This window comes from Pseudomonas sp. KT_2_4 (assembly GCF_041410225.1).
GTDB classification, from domain to species: domain Bacteria; phylum Pseudomonadota; class Gammaproteobacteria; order Pseudomonadales; family Pseudomonadaceae; genus Aquipseudomonas; species Aquipseudomonas paracarnis.
In genome coordinates, this window is record NZ_CP166962.1 from 4,615,108 (window position 1) to 4,635,532 (window position 20,425).

16 protein-coding genes, 1 tRNA gene and 2 pseudogenes are annotated in these 20,425 nt (G+C 60.0%); 8 read left to right on the forward strand and 11 right to left on the reverse strand.

Going from position 1 to position 20,425, the window contains the following annotated elements; all coding sequences use genetic code 11:
• Nucleotides 1-13: 13 nt before the first annotated feature.
• Nucleotides 14-3,157: a CusA/CzcA family heavy metal efflux RND transporter gene (locus tag AB9N64_RS21110; RefSeq protein ID WP_073453485.1), complete on the forward strand. Its 3,144-nt coding sequence runs from the start codon at nucleotides 14-16 to the stop codon at nucleotides 3,155-3,157.
• 59 nt (nucleotides 3,158-3,216) lie between these two features.
• Here the strand turns inward: AB9N64_RS21110 and AB9N64_RS21115 are convergent, their stop codons facing one another.
• The 3 genes from AB9N64_RS21115 to AB9N64_RS21125 form a co-directional block, all read right to left on the reverse strand.
• On the reverse strand, nucleotides 3,217-4,677 hold the full coding sequence (locus tag AB9N64_RS21115; protein WP_020301442.1) for a heavy metal sensor histidine kinase: 1,461 nt from the start codon (nucleotides 4,675-4,677) through the stop codon (nucleotides 3,217-3,219).
• Entirely contained in the window at nucleotides 4,674-5,348 is a 675-nt protein-coding gene (locus AB9N64_RS21120; RefSeq protein WP_014716797.1) for a heavy metal response regulator transcription factor, read from the reverse strand. Before AB9N64_RS21120 ends, AB9N64_RS21115 begins: the two co-directional genes overlap by 4 nt.
• Before the next feature lie 337 nt (nucleotides 5,349-5,685).
• Entirely contained in the window at nucleotides 5,686-7,005 is a 1,320-nt protein-coding gene (locus AB9N64_RS21125) for an OprD family porin (protein ID WP_038448772.1), read from the reverse strand.
• 226 nt (nucleotides 7,006-7,231) lie between these two features.
• Between AB9N64_RS21125 and AB9N64_RS21130 the strand changes: the two genes are divergently transcribed.
• The 4 genes and pseudogenes from AB9N64_RS21130 (at nucleotide 7,232) to AB9N64_RS21145 (ending at nucleotide 9,613) form a co-directional block, all read left to right on the forward strand.
• A complete protein-coding gene (locus tag AB9N64_RS21130; RefSeq protein ID WP_014716799.1) occupies nucleotides 7,232-7,564 on the forward strand; it encodes a DUF2790 domain-containing protein in 333 nt (110 codons plus the stop codon).
• Nucleotides 7,565-7,750: 186 nt separating this feature from the next.
• Nucleotides 7,751-8,389 (forward strand): annotated as a pseudogene (locus tag AB9N64_RS21135) (PAS domain-containing protein); the annotation flags it as partial.
• 156 nt (nucleotides 8,390-8,545) lie between these two features.
• Nucleotides 8,546-8,977 (forward strand): annotated as a pseudogene (locus tag AB9N64_RS21140) (methyl-accepting chemotaxis protein); the annotation flags it as partial.
• 60 nt (nucleotides 8,978-9,037) lie between these two features.
• Entirely contained in the window at nucleotides 9,038-9,613 is a 576-nt protein-coding gene (locus AB9N64_RS21145; protein WP_072434132.1) for a flavin reductase family protein, read from the forward strand.
• A gap of 131 nt (nucleotides 9,614-9,744) precedes the next feature.
• On the opposite strand, the gene AB9N64_RS21150 is transcribed toward AB9N64_RS21145, so the two are convergent.
• Together AB9N64_RS21150 and AB9N64_RS21155 are read right to left on the reverse strand one after the other, a co-directional pair.
• A complete protein-coding gene (locus tag AB9N64_RS21150) occupies nucleotides 9,745-9,981 on the reverse strand; it encodes a DUF6124 family protein (RefSeq protein ID WP_014716802.1) in 237 nt (78 codons plus the stop codon).
• 445 nt (nucleotides 9,982-10,426) lie between these two features.
• Entirely contained in the window at nucleotides 10,427-11,236 is an 810-nt protein-coding gene (locus AB9N64_RS21155; protein WP_014716803.1) for an AraC family transcriptional regulator, read from the reverse strand.
• Between the two features lie 162 nt (nucleotides 11,237-11,398).
• Here AB9N64_RS21155 and ddlA point away from each other — a divergent pair, with 162 nt between their 5' ends.
• Nucleotides 11,399-12,496, forward strand: coding sequence for a D-alanine--D-alanine ligase (gene ddlA, locus AB9N64_RS21160; RefSeq protein WP_038448779.1), 1,098 nt, complete (start codon nucleotides 11,399-11,401; stop codon nucleotides 12,494-12,496).
• A 22-nt stretch (nucleotides 12,497-12,518) separates the two neighbouring features.
• Here the strand turns inward: ddlA and AB9N64_RS21165 are convergent, their stop codons facing one another.
• The 6 genes from AB9N64_RS21165 to AB9N64_RS21190 all read right to left on the reverse strand — a co-directional run bounded on the left by AB9N64_RS21165 (nucleotide 12,519) and on the right by AB9N64_RS21190 (nucleotide 16,974).
• Complete coding sequence (locus tag AB9N64_RS21165; RefSeq protein WP_019817027.1) at nucleotides 12,519-12,833, reverse strand: DNA-binding transcriptional regulator; 315 nt, start codon at nucleotides 12,831-12,833, stop codon at nucleotides 12,519-12,521.
• Nucleotides 12,820-13,062 (reverse strand): hypothetical protein, encoded by a 243-nt coding sequence (locus AB9N64_RS21170; protein WP_197986766.1) that lies wholly within the window; start codon nucleotides 13,060-13,062, stop codon nucleotides 12,820-12,822. The genes AB9N64_RS21165 and AB9N64_RS21170 overlap by 14 nt, the downstream gene beginning before the upstream one ends.
• A gap of 272 nt (nucleotides 13,063-13,334) precedes the next feature.
• Nucleotides 13,335-15,164 (reverse strand): gamma-glutamyltransferase, encoded by a 1,830-nt coding sequence (gene ggt, locus AB9N64_RS21175; protein WP_371359656.1) that lies wholly within the window; start codon nucleotides 15,162-15,164, stop codon nucleotides 13,335-13,337.
• A 38-nt stretch (nucleotides 15,165-15,202) separates the two neighbouring features.
• Entirely contained in the window at nucleotides 15,203-15,982 is a 780-nt protein-coding gene (locus AB9N64_RS21180; protein ID WP_020301448.1) for a PhzF family phenazine biosynthesis protein, read from the reverse strand.
• 128 nt (nucleotides 15,983-16,110) lie between these two features.
• Nucleotides 16,111-16,187: transfer RNA gene (locus AB9N64_RS21185), tRNA-Met, on the reverse strand.
• A 235-nt stretch (nucleotides 16,188-16,422) separates the two neighbouring features.
• The gene (locus tag AB9N64_RS21190; RefSeq protein ID WP_014716807.1) at nucleotides 16,423-16,974 is read right to left on the reverse strand and encodes an RNA polymerase sigma factor; all 552 of its coding nucleotides are present in this window, start codon (nucleotides 16,972-16,974) and stop codon (nucleotides 16,423-16,425) included.
• 264 nt (nucleotides 16,975-17,238) lie between these two features.
• Between AB9N64_RS21190 and AB9N64_RS21195 the strand changes: the two genes are divergently transcribed.
• Both AB9N64_RS21195 and sctV read left to right on the forward strand, forming a co-directional pair.
• Entirely contained in the window at nucleotides 17,239-18,303 is a 1,065-nt protein-coding gene (locus AB9N64_RS21195; RefSeq protein WP_014716808.1) for a TyeA family type III secretion system gatekeeper subunit, read from the forward strand.
• On the forward strand, nucleotides 18,300-20,393 hold the full coding sequence (gene sctV / locus AB9N64_RS21200) for a type III secretion system export apparatus subunit SctV (protein WP_038448783.1): 2,094 nt from the start codon (nucleotides 18,300-18,302) through the stop codon (nucleotides 20,391-20,393). Before AB9N64_RS21195 ends, sctV begins: the two co-directional genes overlap by 4 nt.
• Nucleotides 20,394-20,425: the final 32 nt, after the last annotated feature.

The window sequence follows — 20,425 nt, forward strand, 5'->3', positions numbered from 1 at the left end:
CGAGTGATTCCCCATGTTTGAGCGCCTTATCCAATTCGCCATCGAGCAGCGCATCATCGTGTTGCTGGCGGTGCTGTTGATGGCCGGTGTCGGCATCGCCAGCTATCAGAAACTGCCCATCGACGCGGTACCTGACATCACCAACGTACAGGTGCAGATCAACTCGGCGGCGGCCGGTTTTTCGCCGCTGGAAACCGAGCAGCGCGTCACCTTTCCCATCGAGACGGCCATGGCCGGCCTGCCGGGCCTGCAGCAGACGCGTTCGCTGTCGCGTTCCGGTTTGTCCCAGGTCACGGTGATTTTCAAGGACGGCACCGACCTGTTCTTTGCCCGCCAACTGGTCAACGAGCGTCTGCAAGTGGCGCGCGAGCAATTGCCCGACGGCATCGAAACCGCGATGGGGCCGATTTCCACTGGCCTGGGGGAAATTTTCCTGTGGACCGTCGAAGCCGAGGACGGTGTGCGCAAAGAGGACGGTACGCCTTACACCCCCACCGACCTGCGGGTGATCCAGGATTGGATCATCAAACCGCAGCTGCGCAACGTGCCAGGCGTGGCCGAGATCAATACCATCGGCGGCTTCGCCAAGGAATACCAGATTGCGCCAGACCCCAAGCGCCTGGCCGCCTACAACCTGACGCTCAACGATCTGGTCACGGCGCTGGAGCGCAACAATGCCAACGTCGGCGCCGGTTACATCGAGCGCAGCGGCGAACAGTTGTTGATCCGCGCGCCGGGCCAGGTGGCGTCTATCGACGACATCGCCAACATTGTCATCACCACCTCGGACGGCACGCCGATCCGCGTGCGCAATGTGGCCCAGGTCGACATTGGTCGTGAGCTGCGTACCGGCGCCGCCACCGAAAACGGCCGTGAGGTGGTGCTGGGCACGGTGTTCATGTTGATCGGCGAGAACAGCCGCAGCGTGTCCCAGGCGGTGGCGAAAAAGCTGGAGGAGATCAACCGCTCGCTGCCCGAAGGTGTGGTGGCCGTCACCGTCTACGACCGCACCAACCTGGTGGAAAAAGCCATCGCCACCGTGAAGAAAAACCTCTTCGAAGGTGCATTGCTGGTGGTGGCGGTGTTGTTCCTGTTCTTGGGTAATATCCGTGCAGCGCTGATCACGGCGATGGTGATTCCGCTGGCGATGCTGTTCACCTTCACCGGCATGTTCACCAACAAAGTCAGCGCCAACCTGATGAGCCTGGGCGCGCTGGACTTCGGCATTATCGTTGACGGTGCGGTGGTGATCGTCGAGAACGCCATCCGCCGTCTGGCTCATGCGCAACACCGTCATGGCCGGTTGCTGACCCGCAGTGAACGCCTGCACGAAGTGTTCGCCGCGGCCAAGGAGGCGCGACGCGCGCTGATCTTCGGGCAGTTGATCATCATGGTGGTGTACCTGCCGATCTTCGCCCTCACGGGCGTGGCCGGGAAGATGTTCCACCCGATGGCCTTCACGGTGGTGATTGCCTTGCTCGGCGCGATGATTTTGTCGGTGACCTTCGTACCGGCGGCGATTGCGTTGTTTGTCACCGGCAAGGTCAAGGAAGAAGAAAACATTGTGATGCGCAGTGCACGCCGGGTGTATGACCCGGTGCTCAACTGGGTGATGGTGCGTCGGCCCTTGGTGTTCGGCCTGGCCGCACTCACCATCGTCGTCTCGGGTCTGGTTGCCAGCCGCATGGGCAGTGAATTTATCCCCAGCCTCAGCGAAGGCGACTTTGCCCAGCAGGCGCTGCGTGTGCCCGGCACCAGCCTGACCCAATCGGTGCAGATGCAGCAACAACTGGAAAAAACCTTACTGGCCCAAGTGCCGGAAATCGAGCGGGTGTTTGCACGCACCGGTACGGCGGAAATCGCCTCCGACCCGATGCCGCCGAATATTTCCGACAGCTACGTGATGCTCAAACCCAAGGACCAATGGCCGAACCCGAAGAAGTCCCGCGAGGCAATTATCGCTGACATCCAACGGGCCAGCGCGATTGTGCCGGGCAGCGTGTATGAGCTGTCGCAGCCGATCCAGTTGCGTTTCAACGAGCTGATTTCCGGAGTGCGCAGCGATGTGGCGGTGAAGGTGTTTGGCGATGATATGGCGGTGCTCAACCAGACTGCCGGGGAAATCGCCGAGACCTTGCAGAAGCTCAACGGCGCCTCGGAAGTGAAGGTGGAACAGACCTCCGGCCTGCCGGTGCTGACCATCAATATCGACCGCGACAAAGCCGCTCGCTTTGGCCTGAATGTGGGTGATGTGCAGGACACCATCGCCGTCGCGGTCGGTGGGCGCCAGGCCGGTACGCTGTACGAGGGTGATCGGCGTTTTGACATGGTGGTGCGCTTGTCCGATACGTTGCGCACCGATATCGACGGCTTGTCACGCCTGTTGATCCCGGTGCCGGCGCTGGCGAGTAGTACCTCGGGGCAGTTGGGCTTTATCGCCTTGTCCCAGGTTGCCAGCCTCGACCTGGTGCTGGGCCCCAACCAGATCAGCCGCGAGAACGGCAAGCGCCTGGTGATCGTCAGCGCCAACGTGCGCGGGCGCGATATCGGCTCGTTTGTCGAGGAGGCCGAAGCCGCCATCACCACCCAGGTGAAAGTCCCCGCCGGTTACTGGACCACCTGGGGCGGCCAGTTCGAACAGTTGAAGGAGGCTTCTGAACGCTTGCGCATCGTGGTGCCGGTGGCCTTGCTGTTGGTGTTCGGGTTGCTGTTCATGATGTTCAACAACCTCAAGGACGGCCTGCTGGTGTTTACCGGCATCCCATTCGCGCTCACCGGCGGGATCATGGCGCTGTGGCTGCGCGATATTCCGTTGTCGATTTCAGCGGGGGTGGGCTTTATCGCCTTGTCGGGCGTTGCGGTGCTTAATGGCCTGGTGATGATCGCCTTCATCCGAAACCTGCGCGAGGAAGGTCGCTCATTATCGGTGGCGATCCACGAAGGCGCGTTGACCCGTCTGCGCCCGGTGCTGATGACCGCGCTGGTGGCGTCCCTGGGGTTTATCCCCATGGCGCTCGCCACCGGCACCGGTGCCGAAGTGCAGCGCCCATTGGCGACAGTGGTGATTGGCGGGATTATTTCTTCGACCTTGCTGACCTTGCTGGTGCTGCCGGCGTTGTACCAATGGGCTCATCGCCGCGATGAAGAGACCGCCTGACAACCGTGAAAACGCCGCAACCCCCCTGGGGGAGCGGGCTTGCTCGCGAATGCGCCGGGTCAGTCGATACCTTTACTGACGGATACACCGCCTTCGCGGGCAAGCCCGCTCCCACAGGGGGCCAACGGTGCTTCCAGAGCCTGGGGAAACACCAGGCTGAACCGCGTAAAACGCCCAGGCTGGCTGGTGACATGAGCATGCCCCTGATGCAAATGCATGATCGATTTCACGATGGCCAGCCCCAGCCCGGTGCCGCCCTCGGCACGGGTACGGCTGCTGTCGGCGCGGTAGAAACGTTCGAACAGGTGCGGCAGGTGGTGCGCTTCAATGCCTCGCCCCGGGTTGCCCACCGACAGCGATACGCTCTGCTCGTAGGTCTCCACCAACAGCAACACGGTAGAGGCCTCGGGTGTGTGGCGAATGGCATTGGAGAGCAAGTTGGAAATCGCCCGCTGGATCATCAGCCGATCGCCCGTCACCCAGGCATCGCCGCGCAGGCTCAGGGTGATGTGTTTGTCTTCGGCACTCAGGGCAAACAACTCCATCACCCGCTGGGCTTCCTGCGCCAGGGACACCTCGGTGAATGAGGCCCGGGCCGCCGGGTGGCTGACCTGCGCCAGAAACAGCATGTCGCTGACAATCCGCGCCAGGCGTTCGAGCTCTTCGGTGTTGGATTCCAGCACCGCCTTGTATTCCTGCGGCGGGCGCTGGCGCGACAGGGTCAACTGGGCCTTGCCCATCAGGTTGGTCAAGGGCGCGCGCAGTTCGTGGGCCAGGTCATCGGAGAATTGCGAGAGTTGCTGCACCCCGGCGTCCAGGCGGTCGAGCATCACGTTGATGCCGTGGGCCAGTTCACCCAGTTCGTGGGGCAGGTTGTCCACAGACAAGCGATGGGTGAGGTCTTGGGTGGTGACTTTCGCCGCCACCTGGCTGAACTGCTTCAACGGTGCCAGGCCCCGTTGCACCAGCCACCAGGCGCCCATGCCAATCAGTATCAGCAGTAGCGGCAACGCAATCAGCGTGGCGCGCAGGTAGGCACTGAGCAATGCCTGGTCGTCCATGCGGTCCAGGGACAGCAGCACCCGCACGCGTTCACCGTTGGCCAGGCGCATCAAGCTGGAGGCACTGAGTATCTGGTTGCCGTAGCTGTCGACCCAATTGAGGTAGCCCAGGGTTTCCCGTGGCTTGAAGTCGGTGAGCAGTGGCTCCTGGGGCTTGCTGCCGACGTTCAGCAGCACGCTGTTATCGGGCGCGGTGCCGACGATGGTCAGGTGGAAATTGTCGTGGCCGATCACCAGGTCCATCAGCGAGTGCGGCCGGCCGCGAATGGCGTGGGCGTCCAGGCCCAGGGCCAGGCTGTGCTGGATCTGTTCCATTTTGCTTTCCAGGTTCTTGCGCGCGAGTTTTTCCAGCTCATGGGTGAGGGCCAGGTAGGCCAGGGTCGCCAGCAGTAACACCAGGCCCGCGCCCATCAGGCTGACCGTCAAGCCCAGGCGCATCGACAGGCTGCCGGTCTTCATGGGCGCGCTTCCAGCACGTAGCCCACGCCGCGAATGGTGTGGATCAGCTTGACCTCGCTCTGGTCATCCACCTTGGCGCGCAGGCGGCTGATGGAGACTTCGACCACGTTGGTGTCGCAGTCGAAATTCATGTCCCAGACCAGGGAAATAATCTGTGTGCGGGTCAGCACTTCGCCGGCCTGGCGCATCAGCACTTGCAACAGGGCGAACTCCTTGGTGGTCAGGTCGATGCGCCGGGTGCCGCGATAAGCGCGGTGGCGGCGCGGGTCCAGTTCCAGGTCCGAGACGCGGAACACTTCCGGCTGTGGAATGTGCTCGCTGCGACGCATCAAGGTGCGCACGCGGGCCAGCAGTTCGGGAAACTCGAACGGCTTGACCAGGTAATCGTCGGCGCCCATGTCCAGGCCCTTGATCTTGTCAGCCAGCCGGCCACGGGCGGTGAGCATCATCACGCGCTGGGTGCCGTTGCGGCGCAATTCTTCCAGTACTTGCCAGCCATCCTTGCCCGGCAGGTTGACGTCCAGAATCACCAGTTCATAGGCGTGTTGCCCTGCCAGGTGCAGGCCGTCGACGCCATTGGCGGCGCAGTCGACCACGTAGCCACTTTCGTTCAGGCCCTGTTGCAGGTAGTCGGCGGTTTTCTGCTCGTCTTCAACCACAAGAATACGCATGGGGGTTACCTCTTGAATTAGGGGGAGAGAAGGCGCCCATGTCCCTATGGCGGCGGTTTCGGAAGTGGGAAAAGTCTGAAGGCTAAAGTAGCTTTAGGGTCAACTGCGACCGTCGGTCGCATGTGTCGCAGGCAAAAAAAACGCCCCAAGCGGGGCGTTAAAAATTCATCTCTTTCCAAAGGAGCTACACAAAAGCTTCAGAGATGAATGTGCTCGGGTGAATAAGTTGAAGCGAGTATAGAAAGTTCCACTTAACGAGAAGCTGAGGCCAATATTACAATTTTGATAACTGGCTATTTGTGAACAGATGTTAGTTAATCGCGAGCGAATGTAAGGGCTACAGCACGACCAATGGGTATTCGGCAATCAGACGAACTTCTTCCAGGTCTGACTCGAACGCACTGGAGCGCACGGTGGCCTGGCGCAAGCGCAGGGACAAATCTTTCAAACGCCCACTTTGCACCACGTACTTGGCCTCGATATCCCGTTCCCAACGGCGTTGATCGGTCAAGGGGTTACCCGCTGCATCACGGCGCATATACACGGCATTGGCGTTGCTGTAGTCGGCGCCGGTGCCTTTGCCGTAGCGGGTCATGAACGACAGGCCGGGAATGCCGAACGCCTGCATGTCCAGGTCGTAGCGCAGCATCCATGAGCGCTCCTTGGGCGCGTTGAAGTCGCTGTACTGGATGGAGTTGTTGAGGAAGATCGAGTCTGACTGGCGCAGGTAATCAAAATCATCGTCGCCGTTGTTGCGCTGGTGCGACACGGCCAGGCTGTGGGCACCGACCTTGACCCCGAGCCTGGCGCTCCAGATGTTGTTGTCGAACTCGCCGAGCCGTTTCTGGCCTTCGTCCACGGCCTTGTAGTAGTTGAAGTCGCCGAACAATGACACGTCGTCGGTCAATGCGTAATTGGCATTGCTGCCGAAGTAGTACTGATCCCAGGCGTCCTTCAAGCGGCTGCTGTACAGGCTAAAGCCCAGATGGCTGTTGAGCTGGTAGTCACCGCCGAAGTAGGCGATCCAGGGCGAGTCGACCTTGCCTGCATAGAAGGTGGCAAAGCCTTTGTTCATGCCGCTTTCACTGGGCTGGCTCATGCCGCTCAGGCGCCCGCCTTGCAGGCTCAAGCCTTCCAGGCTGGTGTTTTGCAGGGTGACGCCGCGAAAGCTCTCGGGCAACAGGCGAGAGTCGCCGTAGGCCACCACCGGGGTGAGTGGGAACACGTCGCCGGCCTTGATCACGGTGTCCAGCACGCGCAGTTTCGCCGCGCCGCCGATTTTGCTGTAGCTGTCTTCCGGCTGGTTGTCGCTGTTCACCGGCAGCACGCCGAACGAGCCTTTGCCGCCGCTGCGGCCGCTGCCCGAGTCAAGCGTCAGGCCGTACATGGCGAACGCGTCCAGGCCAAAACCCACGGTGCCCTGGGTAAAACCGGATTCGAATTTGCCGATAAAGCCCTGGGCCCAGGCTTCGGAGTAACCATTGCCAGTGGGGCTGGACTGGCCTTTGCGGTCATCGCGGTTGAAGTAGAAATTGCGTGCCAGCACGTTGATGCGGCTGCCCTCGATAAAACCTTCGGGCTTGTCCTCCACCGCCAAGGCGGCCATGGGCAGTGCAGCCATCAGTGAAAAGGGAAGGGTGTAATGACGAATGCTCATGATGCGCTCCTCGGTGATGGCAGTTATCGGCTTCTTATAGAGGCGGGCGTTTTTATTGATCTGGCCCTGGCTGATAGTTGCAAACGACGGATAACAGCTGCATGGCGCGAAGATTACAATTCTGGAAACTAACGGCCATCTAACAAATAAGTAATGTTCTGGTGAACCTGGCGTCAGGGTGGGTTGGTTAATCTCGACACTGAACTTTTCAGTCGAGGAAACCGCGATGAACTTTTATAAAGCAGGTTTGGCTGTATTAACGGCTGTGTTGTCATTCGGCGCACTGGCCGAAGGGGGTGGGGATCGCACCTTTGCCCTGATGATGGAGCGCAATGAGAAAGCCATGGCCGCCTACGCCATCAAAAAAGGCAAGCCGGTGCCCGAAGTCCAGGCGTACCGCTATGGCATGGACCTGGACATTGCCAAGGTCGTCAACGTGACGCCGCCGATCCGCTCGTGCAACGCCGTGCCGTCGCGCATGACCTACGAAGACTCCAGCGGCAAGCTCAATACCCTGGAGTATCAGGTCATGGGCGTGTGCCGTAACAATGGCGGTTGAAAATATAGTTCGGCCCAGGGCTCAAGCGCTCTTCAGAAAACCCCGGCAGCGCCGATGCAAGGGAGTACACCCACCTCACTTGCCTAACGGTGCCCCATGTTCAATACCCGCCTGAAGCAGGAGCTGACCGCTCTGCGCGAAGAATTGTCGAGCTTGCTTCAGGTGAAAGAGAGCCTGGAAAGCGAAATGCTCTGCCTGACGCTGGACCCTGAAGGCCGTGTGGAGTGGGCCAATGCCAACTTCCTGCAGGAGCTGGCTTACTCGCTGGGCGAGATTGTCGGGCGCGCGATCGAAGACCTGGTGCCGGCCCACGTGCGCCAGGACGAGTTCCAGCTGCGCTTCAAGCACGCGCTGGCCCGCGGCGAACACTTTGCCGGCGCCGTGCGCCTGATGCGCGGCAATGGCAAGGAAGCCTGGTTGCGCTCAATCGTGCAGCCGGTGCGCAGTTCTGAGGGGCGCATCAAGCAGTTTTCGATGTTCTCCAGCGACCTTACTCGCACCATCGAGAGTTCGCGTGAACATGAAAACCTGATCACCGCGCTGATGCGTTCTACCGCGTTGATCGAGTTCGATCTGGAGGGGCATGTACTCACCGCCAATGACCGCTTCCTCGGCGCCATGGGTTACAGTCTGGCGCAGATCGAAGGCAAACATCACCGTATGTTCTGTGAACCACAGGAATACAACAGTGCCGAATACCAACAGTTCTGGAAGCGCCTGAACGCCGGTGAGTTCGTCGCCGCGCGCTTCAAACGCGTGGACAGCCACGGCCGCCTGGTGTGGTTGGAGGCCACCTACAACCCGGTGCTGGACGCCAATGAGCGGTTGTACAAAGTGGTCAAGTTCGCCACGGTCATTACCGACCAGGTCAACCGCGAGCAGGCGGTGGCCGAGGCCGCCAATATTGCCTACAGCACCTCGTTGCAAACCGACGACAGCGCCCAGCGCGGTACCACTGTGGTCACCCAGGCCGTGGACGTGATGCGCGACCTGGCCCAGCACATGCAGCAGGCCGGCGAAGGTATCGAGGCGCTGAATGCCCAGTCCCAAGTGATCGGCAGCATCGTCAAGACCATCAGCGGCATTGCCGAGCAAACCAACCTTTTGGCGCTCAACGCCGCCATCGAAGCGGCGCGTGCCGGTGAACAGGGGCGGGGCTTTGCGGTGGTGGCCGATGAAGTGCGGCAATTGGCGTCACGCACCAGCAAAGCCACCGAGGAAATTGTCGGTGTGGTGCGCCAGAACCAGGACATGGCCCGCGACGCGGTGGCCTTGATGGCCGACGGTCGTGCGCAAGCCGAGCAGGGCCTGGCCCTGGCGGCGGAGGCGGGTACCGTGATCGTCGAGATTCAGGACGGTGCGCAAAAGGTGGTGAGTGCGGTCGGGCAGTTTGCCAATCAGCTGTCGAGCTGACCTGTCGGGCTTGTGCTTGAGGTATCGTAGGTCTTTTCTCGCTTACAGAGCTGATCGACCATGAGCCCTACGTTCCGTCGCCCCGTCCCATTGTCCAAGGCTTACCGTTTGCTCAACCACGGGCCGACCGTGTTGGTGAGTGCAGCCCACAACGGCCAGCGCAATATCATGGCCGCTGCCTGGGCCATGCCGTTGGATTTCGAACCACCGAAAGTCGCGGTGGTGCTCGACAAGGCCACCTGGACCCGCCAACTACTGGAAGGCGCCGGCACTTTTGTGCTGCAGGTGCCTTGTGTTGCGCAGGCTGATCTGGTGCAGACGGTGGGCAATACCCGCGGCGTTGAAACCGACAAATTCGCAGCCTATGGCCTGCACACTTTCAGCGGTGAGCACACCGAGGCGCCGATGCTGGAAGGCTGCGTGGCCTGGCTGGAATGCCGCCTGCTGCCCGAGCCGCATAATCAGCAGGCCTATGACCTGTTCCTGGGCGAAGTGGTCGCGGCCTATGCTGATGAGCGGGTATTCAGCGAGGGGCGCTGGCATTTTGAGGGGCATGATGAACTGCGCACGTTGCACCATGTGGCGGGCGGAAACTTCCTGGCCATTGGTCAACCGGTTGTCGGGCGCCAGCTCTGACAGAGGCGCAAAGCCACGAAGATCAACTGTGGGAGCTGGCTTGCCTGCGATGGCATCACCTCGGTGTACCTGATGTACCGAGGTGTCTGCATCGCAGGCAAGCCAGCTCCCACATGGGGTTTATGGTGTCTTCAGGTTCGTGGCATGCACTCGAGGGTGCGGTTTACTACGGTCTTGGCCATCTCCAGCAAGTGCCATACGGCATGGATTCGGGCGCGGTCGTGGGGTTGCAGGTGATCGCAACAGTCCCACACCGTGGCCGATGCGCTGTTGATCAGATGGGAAATATAGAGTTGAGCGTCTTCGAAGCTGAGTTCTTCATTGACGACTAGGCAATCCATGGGTGGATCGGGAAGTGCTTTGGTCATGGTGTAACTCCTGATTGAGGCAGAAGCCGGCCCAGTCGCGACTAAACGAAGGGTGGCGGCTGTACGCAGGTTAGTCGACCGGCTAATCAGGAAAATCCGGCGCACCCGAGGGTGCCCTGCGCACAGCCACCATAAAACCTCATGGAGGACCATGCGCCTGATTAGAGTCCGGGCGACTAAACCCGATCACTGAAAAGGCAGTGACGGGCCGAAGACTAGCCATCGATTCCAACAGGCACAAGGCGGCAGGGATTGTCTCGGAAACGTCCAGCAATTTAAAGGGACGCAGCTTGCTGGCCCTTTACAAACCATGACCAAATGCCAGCAACGCCACCTCATCCAACTGTGGGAGCTGGCTTGCCTGCGATGGCATCAATAAGGTGTGTCTGATACACCGCGGTGTCTGCATCGCAGGCAAGCCAGCTCCCACAGTCCAACCCAGTACTCAGCGTCCGAGCATTTTCACCCAACGCGATGGCGGCATGCCGTAGGTGCTGCGAAATTGGCGGGTCATGTGGCTTTGGTCGGTAAAGCCTGCGGTCATCGCCGCATCCACCAACGATTGGCCCTGGGCCAACAAGTGGCGCACCAGGTCCAGTCGGCGCATGGTCAGGTAGCGGTAGGGGCTGGTGCCGAATAACAAACGAAAATCCCGCGATAACGCCCACCGGTCGCGGCCGGCGTGGTCGGCAATTTCATCCAGGGTGATGCTGCGGCCCAGGGCGCTGTGGATGAATTCACGGGCGCGTTCGGCCGCGATGTAGTCGAAGGATTTACGGCGGATGATGGCCCCTGACGCAGCGCTCAGCGCGTGGGCCAGGTCGAACATTGCGTCTTGCTCTTGCATCGGGTCTATCGGGCAATCCAGGCTCTGCAGCAACACTTCGCTGGCGCGGTGCAGCCGTGGGTCGGTGGACAAGCCGCCGGGGATAAACGGCAACGGCTGGCCACCGAGGATCTGCTGGATCAGCGCCGGCTCCACATAAATCATCCGATACTTGAAGCCTTCGTCGCTGCCGGCGCGACCGTCATGGGTTTCATCGGGGTGGATCACCATGGTGGTGCCAGGCAGGCTGTGGGTCGTGCCGCCGCGATAATGAAAACTCTGTACGCCGAACAACGTGCGCCCGATGGCGTAGGTGTCATGGCGATGAGGGTCGAAGGCAAAGCCGGCAAAGTACGCCTCGATACGGTCAAGGCCACTGGCGTGGGGCGCGCGGTGCAGCCAGTCGAGGGAGTGGATGGGGTTGCCCATGGTGACTTGTCACAAAAGGAGGTGGAAACACGTTAACTGAGTCTGCACCGGTTGTCTGCTGGGGTCTTGTACGATTGTGCAGGTATTGGGCAATGCACATCGGGTAGCGAATCGCTGACCACCCATGGTAAGAAGCCTTACTTTCAACAGTGAGGCCGGGTCATGAGCAAGGTGCGGGTAGGGATTATTTTTGGGGGGCGTTCGGCTGAGCATGAGGTCTCGCTGCAATCGGCGCGCAACATTGTCGATGCCCTTGATCGCTCACGCTTCGAGCCGGTTTTGATCGGTATCGACAAGGCCGGTCACTGGCACCTCAATGACACCTCGAACTTCCTGCTCAACCAGGAAAACCCGGCGCTCATCGCCCTCAACCAGTCCAACCGTGAATTGGCCGTGGTGCCCGGCAAGGCCAGCCAGCAAGTGGTAGAGACCTCTGGCCAGGGCGTGCTGGAACACATCGACGTGATCTTCCCGATTGTCCACGGCACCCTCGGTGAAGACGGTTGCCTGCAAGGCTTGCTGCGCATGGCGGACTTGCCCTTCGTCGGTTCCGACGTGCTCGGCTCGGCGGTGTGCATGGACAAAGACATCAGCAAGCGCTTGCTGCGCGACGCGGGCATTGCGGTCACGCCGTTCATCACCCTTACGCGAGCTAATGCGGCGCGCACCTCTTTTGAAACGGCCGCTGGCAAGCTCGGTGTGCCGATGTTCGTCAAGCCCGCCAACCAGGGTTCGTCGGTGGGGGTAAGCAAAGTCGGCAGCGAAGCCGAGTACCGCGCTGCCGTTGAACTGGCGTTGGGGTTTGATGAGAAGGTGCTGGTGGAATCCGCCGTCCAGGGCCGTGAGATCGAATGCGCCGTGCTGGGCAATGACGAGCCCATCGCCAGCGGTTGTGGCGAGATCGTGGTGAGCAGTGGTTTCTATTCCTACGACAGCAAATACATCGATGGCCAGGCCGCCCAGGTGGTGGTGCCGGCGGCGATCAGTCATGACGCCAGCGAGCGGATCCGCAGCCTGGCCATTGAGGCGTTTGAAGTGTTGGGCTGCGCCGGGTTGGCGCGGGTGGATGTGTTCCTGACGCAGGACGGCGAAGTGCTGATCAACGAGATCAACTCACTGCCCGGTTTTACCCGCATCAGCATGTACCCCAAGCTGTGGCAGGCGGCAGGCATGAGCTACAGCGAGCTGGTGAGCCGGTTGATCGAGCTGGCGCTGGAGCGGCATGCGGGGCGCAAGGGCTTGAAGATCAACCGCCAGTGATTGGCCCGAAGCAGTAACGCGATCAGGCGTTACTGAGTACTTCGCGAAAAACGTCCGGCCTTATGGCCGCAATATGCAGTAGCGAACGTGCTGCTCCGGAAGGTGCGCGACGCCCTTGCTCCCATTCTTGAAGGGTTCTTACTGACACGCCCAGAAGCTCGGCAAATTTGGGTTGTGAGAGCCCTGTCTTGCTTCTTGCTTCGGCAGCCTGAGTGACCTCAACGTGCTGCACGGCACCGTAACGTCCCGCTTTGACATCCTGAATGGCTGTGAGTAGTTCTTCGCCTATATTGCGTTTGGCGTCACGTTCCTTCAGTTCTTTATCAGTGAGTGGCATGGTTCATTTCCTTTGCGATTTTGTACAGGATATGTGCCGGAATATTCTCCGTGGCGCTCTTGCCATAAATCAGTAGCGCGACGACTGCTCCGCACTCCAGTTGTGTGGTGTAGATGACCCGCACTGATCCACTTTTACCCCGGCCCTCCATGCTCCAGCGTATCTTTCGGCAACCTCCCGAGCGCGGAATGACATTTCCAGCATCAGGATGGCTGGCGAGAAACGCCATGAAGATACCTTTTTCATCTTCAGTCCAATAGTCAGGCCATTGCCTGCTGAAGAGAGGGGATTCTATGAGAGTGAACACGCGAAATTCTACGTCTTTGACGTAGCCTCTGGCAAGAAAGGGCGGGCCAGAAAATCGCAGGTGAGATGGGGCTGCTCAAGAAGGTTTTTATCGCAAAAGATGACATGGCACTTTGAGTTCTGGCGCTCCGCGTAGGATTTAAGGCGTAAGGGTGCAGGTCTTTTTTTATAAGCCTGTACGGATAGATCAACACCTTAATCACCCAACGCCTCACCTTCACGCCGAGGGTCCGCGCCACCACTGAGCGTCACCTTACCCTGGGCATCCCGTGTGCGCACGATGGCCTGCACGCCGCTGGTCATCTCGATCTCGCTCAGGGCGTGGCTCTTGTCCTTGAGCGCCTGTTTCAGCGCCGGACTGAACAGCCCAGCTTCCAACTCGGTAGCACCATTGCGACTGCCAAAGTTGGGCAGGCTGATGGCCGCCTGCGGGTCGAGCTTCCAGTCGAGCATGGCCACCAGGGATTTACTCACGTACTCGATGATCTGCGAGCCGCCGGGGGAGCCGACGGTAGCCAGCAGTTCGCCCGAGTTGCGGTCGAACACCAAGGTCGGCGCCATGGCCGAGCGTGGGCGTTTGCCCGGTTGTACGCGGTTGGCTACAGGCTGGCCGTTTTCTGCGGGGATGAACGAGAAGTCGGTCATCTGGTTGTTGAGCAAAAAGCCCTGGACCATCACATGAGAGCCGAATGCTGCTTCAACCGTGGTGGTCATCGACACGGCGCCGCCCTGGTCGTCCACTGCCACCACCTGTGAGGTGGAGATGCGCAGCGGCGAGCGGTCTGGCGCATACGCTACCTGAATACCGGCGGGTTGGCCGGGCTTGGCGATGCCCATGCTGCGTTCGCCGATCAGCGTGGCGCGCTGCGCCAGGTAACTCGGTGCGACGAGGCCGGCGACGGGTACGGGGGTGAAGTCTGCATCGGCCACGTACAGCGCGCGGTCAGCAAAGGCCAGGCGCCCGGCTTCGGCGAGCAGGTGCACGGCCTCGGGTGTCGGCTCAAGCCCGGCCGGCGAGGCACTCTTGACCGGTGTCATAGGGGCGATGGCCAGGCGCGGGGTGCGGGTTTCCAGCGCCTGCAGTGTCCCGAGGATCTGCGCCACGGCAATGCCGCCCGAGGACGGCGGTGGCATGCCGCAGACCTTCCATTGTTTGTAGTCGGTGCACAGCGGTGCGCGTTGCTTGGCGGTGTAGCTCTTGAGATCAGCCTGGGACAGGCTGCCGGCATTGCGATGGCCCTGCACCTTGCGTGCGATCTCATCGGCAATCGATCCTTGGTACAACGCATCCGGCCCTTCCTTGGCGATGCGCTTGAACACCGCGGCCAGAGCCGGGTTTTTCAACAGCGTGCCGGTGGCTTTTGGCGAGCCATCGGCATTCAGGAAGTACGCCGCCATGTCGGGCGATTGCGCGATAAAGCGGTCAGCCGCGATCAAACTGTGCAAGCGTGGGGAAATGGCGAAGCCTTGCTCCGACAGGCGAATCGCCGGTTCAAACAGCTTGGCCCATGGCAAGCGGCCGCTCTTTTGGTGCGCCATCTCCAGGGCGCGCAATACCCCTGGAGTGCCCACCGAGCGCCCGCCAATCTGCGCATCCGTGAACGCCATGGGCGTACCGTCGGCCTTCAGGAAAAGACGCTCCGTGGCCCCGGCCGGCGCAGTTTCGCGGCCGTCATAAGCCTGCACGTTGTGCCCATCCCACAGCATGATGAACGCACCGCCGCCGATGCCGGAAGACTGCGGTTCCACCAGGGTCAATACCGCTTGCATGGCAATCGCCGCATCAATGGCTGAACCGCCTTGACGCAGCATTTCACGCCCGGCTTCAGCGGCCAGCGGGTTGGCGGCGGCGGCCATATGGCGCTCGGCGTGGCGGGTGCTCAGGTCGGTGCGGTAGCCCGAGCCCAGCTCTGGCGCCGGAGGCTGTTCGTTGACGGGCGTGTGGCAGGCGGTGAGGGCCAGGGTTGCGGCGATGACTGTCAGGCTGCGGCGGGAAATCAAAAACACGCGCTGAACTCCGTTCATGTTGAGAAGGTGCTGTGGTCCTTGGGCTACTGCGTTGTTTACAGGTAAATCGTGCCTTGCATGTACAGCACGGCCTTGCCGGAAATAATCACCCGGTCACCCTGCAGTTCACAGCGCAGCTGGCCCTTACGCTGGCCGCCTTGCTCGGCGCTCAATTGCGATTTGCCCAGGCGCTCGGCCCAGAAAGGTGCCAGCGACGTGTGCGCCGAGCCGGTAACCGGGTCTTCATTAACGCCCACATTCGGGCCGAACCAGCGCGAGACAAAATCAAACCGAGTGCTTTTAGCGGTCACCGCAACCCCGCGTTTAGGCAGGCCTTTGAGCCGCGCAAAGTCCGGTGTGAGAGCCGCCACCTGTGCTTCATCTTCCACCAGCACGATGTAGTCGTCGGTGCCAAACACCTCGGCGTTTTCAAGCCCCAGGGCGCTCAACATGCCGTGGGGCGGCTCGCAGCGTTCGGGTTTTTTGGCCGGAAAATCCATCGCCAGCTCATCGCCGTTGCGCGTTACCCGCAACTCGCCGCTACGGGTGGCAAAGCGCAGAACCTGCGGGGCGTCCGCCAACTTGTGGATCAATACCCACGCGGCTGCCAACGTGGCATGGCCGCACAGGTCCACCTCAACTTCCGGCGTGAGCCAACGCAACTCATAGAACTCGCCACGGGGTACAAAGAACGCGGTTTCCGAAAGATTATTCTCGGCTGCAATCTGCTGCAGTTGCTCGTCGGCCAGCCACTCAGTGAGTGGGCACACCGCTGCCGGGTTGCCGCCGAAGGGATGGTGGCTGAAAGCGTCGACTTGGTAGATGTCCAGTTGCATCGGGGCACTCCGTGTTTAGGGGAGGCAGGACACTAACAGTGGGGTTGGGGGGCGTCAAAATACAGTTGGGGAGTTTTTTTGCGCGCATAAAAAAACGGCCTACCTTTCGGTAAGCCGTTTTTAGTACTTGGTGGCTACACAGGGACTTGAACCCCGGACCCCAGCATTATGAATGCTATGCTCTAACCAACTGAGCTATGTAGCCAAGTGGCGCGCATTATTCGCTTGGAACGGCAATGCGTCAAGCGTTTTTGTTGAAAATTTTTCTACGCTTTCAACTGTTTAAGCCAAAGCGCTGATTTTGGCGACGGGCGGTGGCGAATGCACCGTGCATGAGGGGAGCGCAAGCGCTAAGCGTCTTCGAGGGTCTACTCACGGGCCCAGTCCGACAGTGTTGGGCAGATATCCCTGTCGCCCAACGCTTGACTGGCTAGTTCAACTTACTGATGCAGTGGGGTGTGGGTGACGCGCTTGAGCTGTTCGCGTGCCCGTGACAGGCGCGAGCGCACGGTGCCGATAGGAATGTCCAGTACGTCGGCGGTGTCCTGGTAACTGCCGTCGGTTTCCAGGGAGGCATACAGTGTTCTGCGCATCTCTGTGGGCAAGTGATCAATTGCGCTCAGGGTATTTTCCAGGCGTCGGTTGACCTCGAATTCCCAATCCAGGCTGTGGTTTTCTTCATGGCCATGCCACAGCGACTCGTCGAATTCGCAATGAGAGGGCTTGGCATACAGGCGCCGGAAGTGATTGCGGATCAGGTTCTGCGCGATACCGCACATCCAGGTGCTGAGCGTCGCGGTACCACTGAAGCGCTCGCGATTGCGCCAGGCCTCCAAGTAAGTCAGTTGCAATAGATCATCCGCGTCTTCCGGGTTGAGGACCCGTTTGTGAATGAAGCGCCGCAGTTTTTTCTGTTGATCGTCTGTCAGATGGAGCATGAATTGAGGCGAATTGCCACCAAGGTGAACTAAGGCTTCAATAGGGATATTCATGATTTTTTCCTTAAGGTAGACGCAGTCGAAAACGTATCGACAGGAACCCGATTGCACTGCGTGTGCCAAAGAGAAAAAATCGTTTAATAGCTTGATATACATAGATAAATATTTTGAATGGAGGTGTTTTTACGCAGACTTTTGCACGGGGGAACAGGTGCCTGTGCAAGTCTTTTCAAACCCGGCTCAGCCTCAAATTTCTATGGAACCGTATGGGTGGGCCTCGCCACACAGGGAAAACACTCTTCCTGAACTGGCCTGTCCATGAAAGTCGAATCTCGCAACGATGTGCAAACGGTCCAAAGCTCGGATCAACCTGTTATCAACACTGGCTCCGTGCCTGCACCTGCGAAGGGTGTCGACGAACTGGCCCATCTGTTCAATCAGGAAGTGGAGCTCAATAAGCTCCCGCTGGCCCATCGGCAAATGGGCGTGCGCGTGCCTGCGGCTGAAAAGCTGGTGGAGCTTTATGACCAGTTGGGTCACCCGGCCCAGGCGAGCATGGCTTCGGTTTCACGCCGAATCAGGATGCAGTTGCTGCAAAGCGCCAGTCTCGAAAAATTGCTCGACCTCGCCGGAGGCGACCCGGCGCGTGCTTTCGTGGTGCTCAAGCATGTGGTGAGCGAGGCGGACGCTGAAGTCCGTAAATCCGAAGCGGCCCTTGCACACGCAGCCATCGCCAAGCTGGAGGCGCGTTTCAAGGGCGAAATCCAGGCCGGCCTGAACATCGCCTTAACACTGCAAGCCGCCAGCGTGGACCCCGAGGAGCGCCAGGCCCTACGTGCGCTCTACTACGCCAGCGTGGTCACGCGCCAATCCCTGGCAACAATGATGCAAGCCCTGCTGGGTGTATACGGCGGTGATGGGTTTCAAGAAGGGCTTAACGTGATGCGTAAAGCTCTGGCAGACGATATTGCCGCCTTGGTGTCCTCGGTGCCTACACCATTGCTGCGCTCCTTGCTGGTGGGGCTGCGAAGCTGCGGGCAGTTGAGCGCAGTGCTGGCCAGTTGCGTGACGTGCAAGCAGCGCCTGGAGATGGAGGATGAGGCCGTTACGCTGCTGCAGCGCCTGCTCGGATATGCCAGCAGCGGCATAGGCGCCGATGAAATTCTGCGGTTGGGGAATGAGATGGGGAGTGGTTCGCCTACCAGGCAATTGACAGCTCTCAACGCGCTTTACCCTCTGATCCGGCAGTTACCTTTGGCCTTGTGGCCTGACACCAGAGTCCGTGAGGAAACCTTGTTCAAGTTTGTAGCGGTGATGGACGAACTGAACCGGATCGATGGCGGAACCCAGCGTTCTCCTGAGCTGGCCGAGGCTATGACGTGACTCTGCTGTCGACCATCAATGGCTTACTGCTCAAAGTGGCACAGCGAGCTGAAGTGCTGGGCGCTGTGGTGGTCATGGCCATTATCTTTATCTTTATCGTTCCACTGCCGACCTGGCTGGTAGATATTCTGATTGCTCTCAATATCTGCATATCTTGCCTGTTGATCGTACTGGCGCTTTATCTACCGGGCCCTTTGGCGTTCTCGTCGTTCCCGTCGATCCTGTTGTTGACCACTATGTTTCGATTGGCGCTGTCGATCGCGACCACGCGCCTGATCTTGTTGGAACAGGACGCCGGTGACATCGTTGAGGCGTTCGGTAATTTTGTGGTGGGGGGAAACCTGGCGGTGGGGATGGTGATCTTCCTGATCCTGACCCTGGTCAACTTCCTGGTGATCACCAAGGGTTCGGAGCGGGTTGCCGAGGTCGCGGCGCGATTTAGCCTGGATGCAATGCCGGGTAAGCAGATGTCTATCGACAGCGATTTGCGTGCCGGGTTGATTGACGGTGTGCAGGCGCGCGACAAACGCGATCAGCTGTCGCGTGAAAGCCAGCTGTTTGGGGCCATGGATGGCGCCATGAAGTTCGTCAAAGGCGACGCCATCGCCGGTTTGATCATCGTCGTGGTCAACCTCTTGGGCGGCTTCTCCACGGGCATGTTCCAGCACGGGTTGAGCGCTGCCGATTCCATTTCGTTGTATTCGGTGCTGACGATTGGCGATGGCCTGATAGCACAGATTCCAGCGCTGCTGATCTCTCTGACTGCGGGCATGATCATCACCCGCGTGGCGCCGGATGGACGCAAAGGCGTCAGTAACATGGGCGTCGAAATTGCTCGGCAAATGACCAGCGAGCCCAAGAGCTGGGTGATTGCCTCGGTGGGAATGCTTGCGTTTGCCCTAGTGCCGGGCATGCCTACCCTGGTGTTTATTCTTATCGCGCTGATCACCGGCTGTGTGGGTTACTACCTGGTACGCCAGCGTCAACGACAGGCAGAGCCCGCCAACGAAGCCGCCGAGGTCGTTCGACCTGAAGAGAACGGTAAAGAGGACTTGCGCGGATTTGATCCGTCGCGCCCCTACCTGTTGCAGTTTTCCCCCGTGCTGCGCGGAACGCCTGAGGTGACGGACCTGATTCATGGGATTCGCCAGGCGCGAAACTCGCTGGTCGCCAATATCGGCCTGACATTGCCGCCGTTCGAAGTTGAACTCGATGATTCCCTGGCCGCCGATGAAATGCGCTTTTGCGTGCATGAGGTGCCCATGGTCAGGGCGTCAGTGGTCAACCATGTGGCTGTTGAGCGCAAGGCGCTGACGGTTGAGCCTGAGCACGCCATACCGGGGCTGGCTGAGCGGGATGAACAGGATTGGCTCTGGTTGCCTCCTGATGACCCGCTGCTGGAGGACCCAGAGCTGGAGCGCTTCACGGCTACGCACCTGATCCTGGAACGCATGAGGCAGGCAATGATGCTCAGCGGGCCGCAGTTCCTGGGGATTCAGGAGAGCAAGTCGATCTTGAGTTGGCTTGAGCATAACCAGCCGGAACTGGTGCAGGAACTGCAGCGCATCATGCCGCTCTCGCGTTTTTCGGCGGTGTTGCAACGCCTGGCCAGTGAAGGCGTACCGCTGCGAGCAGTGCGGCTGATTGTCGAGTCGCTGATCGAGTACGGGCAGCATGAGCGTGAGCCGGAAGCCCTGGCCGACTATGCGCGCATTGCCCTCAAGGCACAGATCTACCACCAGTACAGCGAGGCCGATGGCCTGCATGCCTGGCTGTTATCTCCGCAGAGCGAAAACATCCTGCGCGAGGCGCTGCGCCAGACCCAGACCGGCGTGTTTTTCGCGCTGGACGAGAACCACAGCGCGGCCTTTATCAGTTTGCTCAACCAAGCCTTTGTACTAAGGGCCAAGAGAAAAAGTGTGATGTTGGTGGCGCAAGACTTGCGCAGCCCATTGCGGACCTTGCTGCTGGAAGAGTTCAACCATGTACCGGTGCTGTCTTTCGCTGAGTTGGGAAGCACATCCAAGGTCAAGGTCCTGGGGCGCATAGACCTGGGCCAGGAAGCCTTGATGCGGGGGGCGGCGGCATGAGCCTGCGGCCATGGTTAATACGAAGGAGGGCT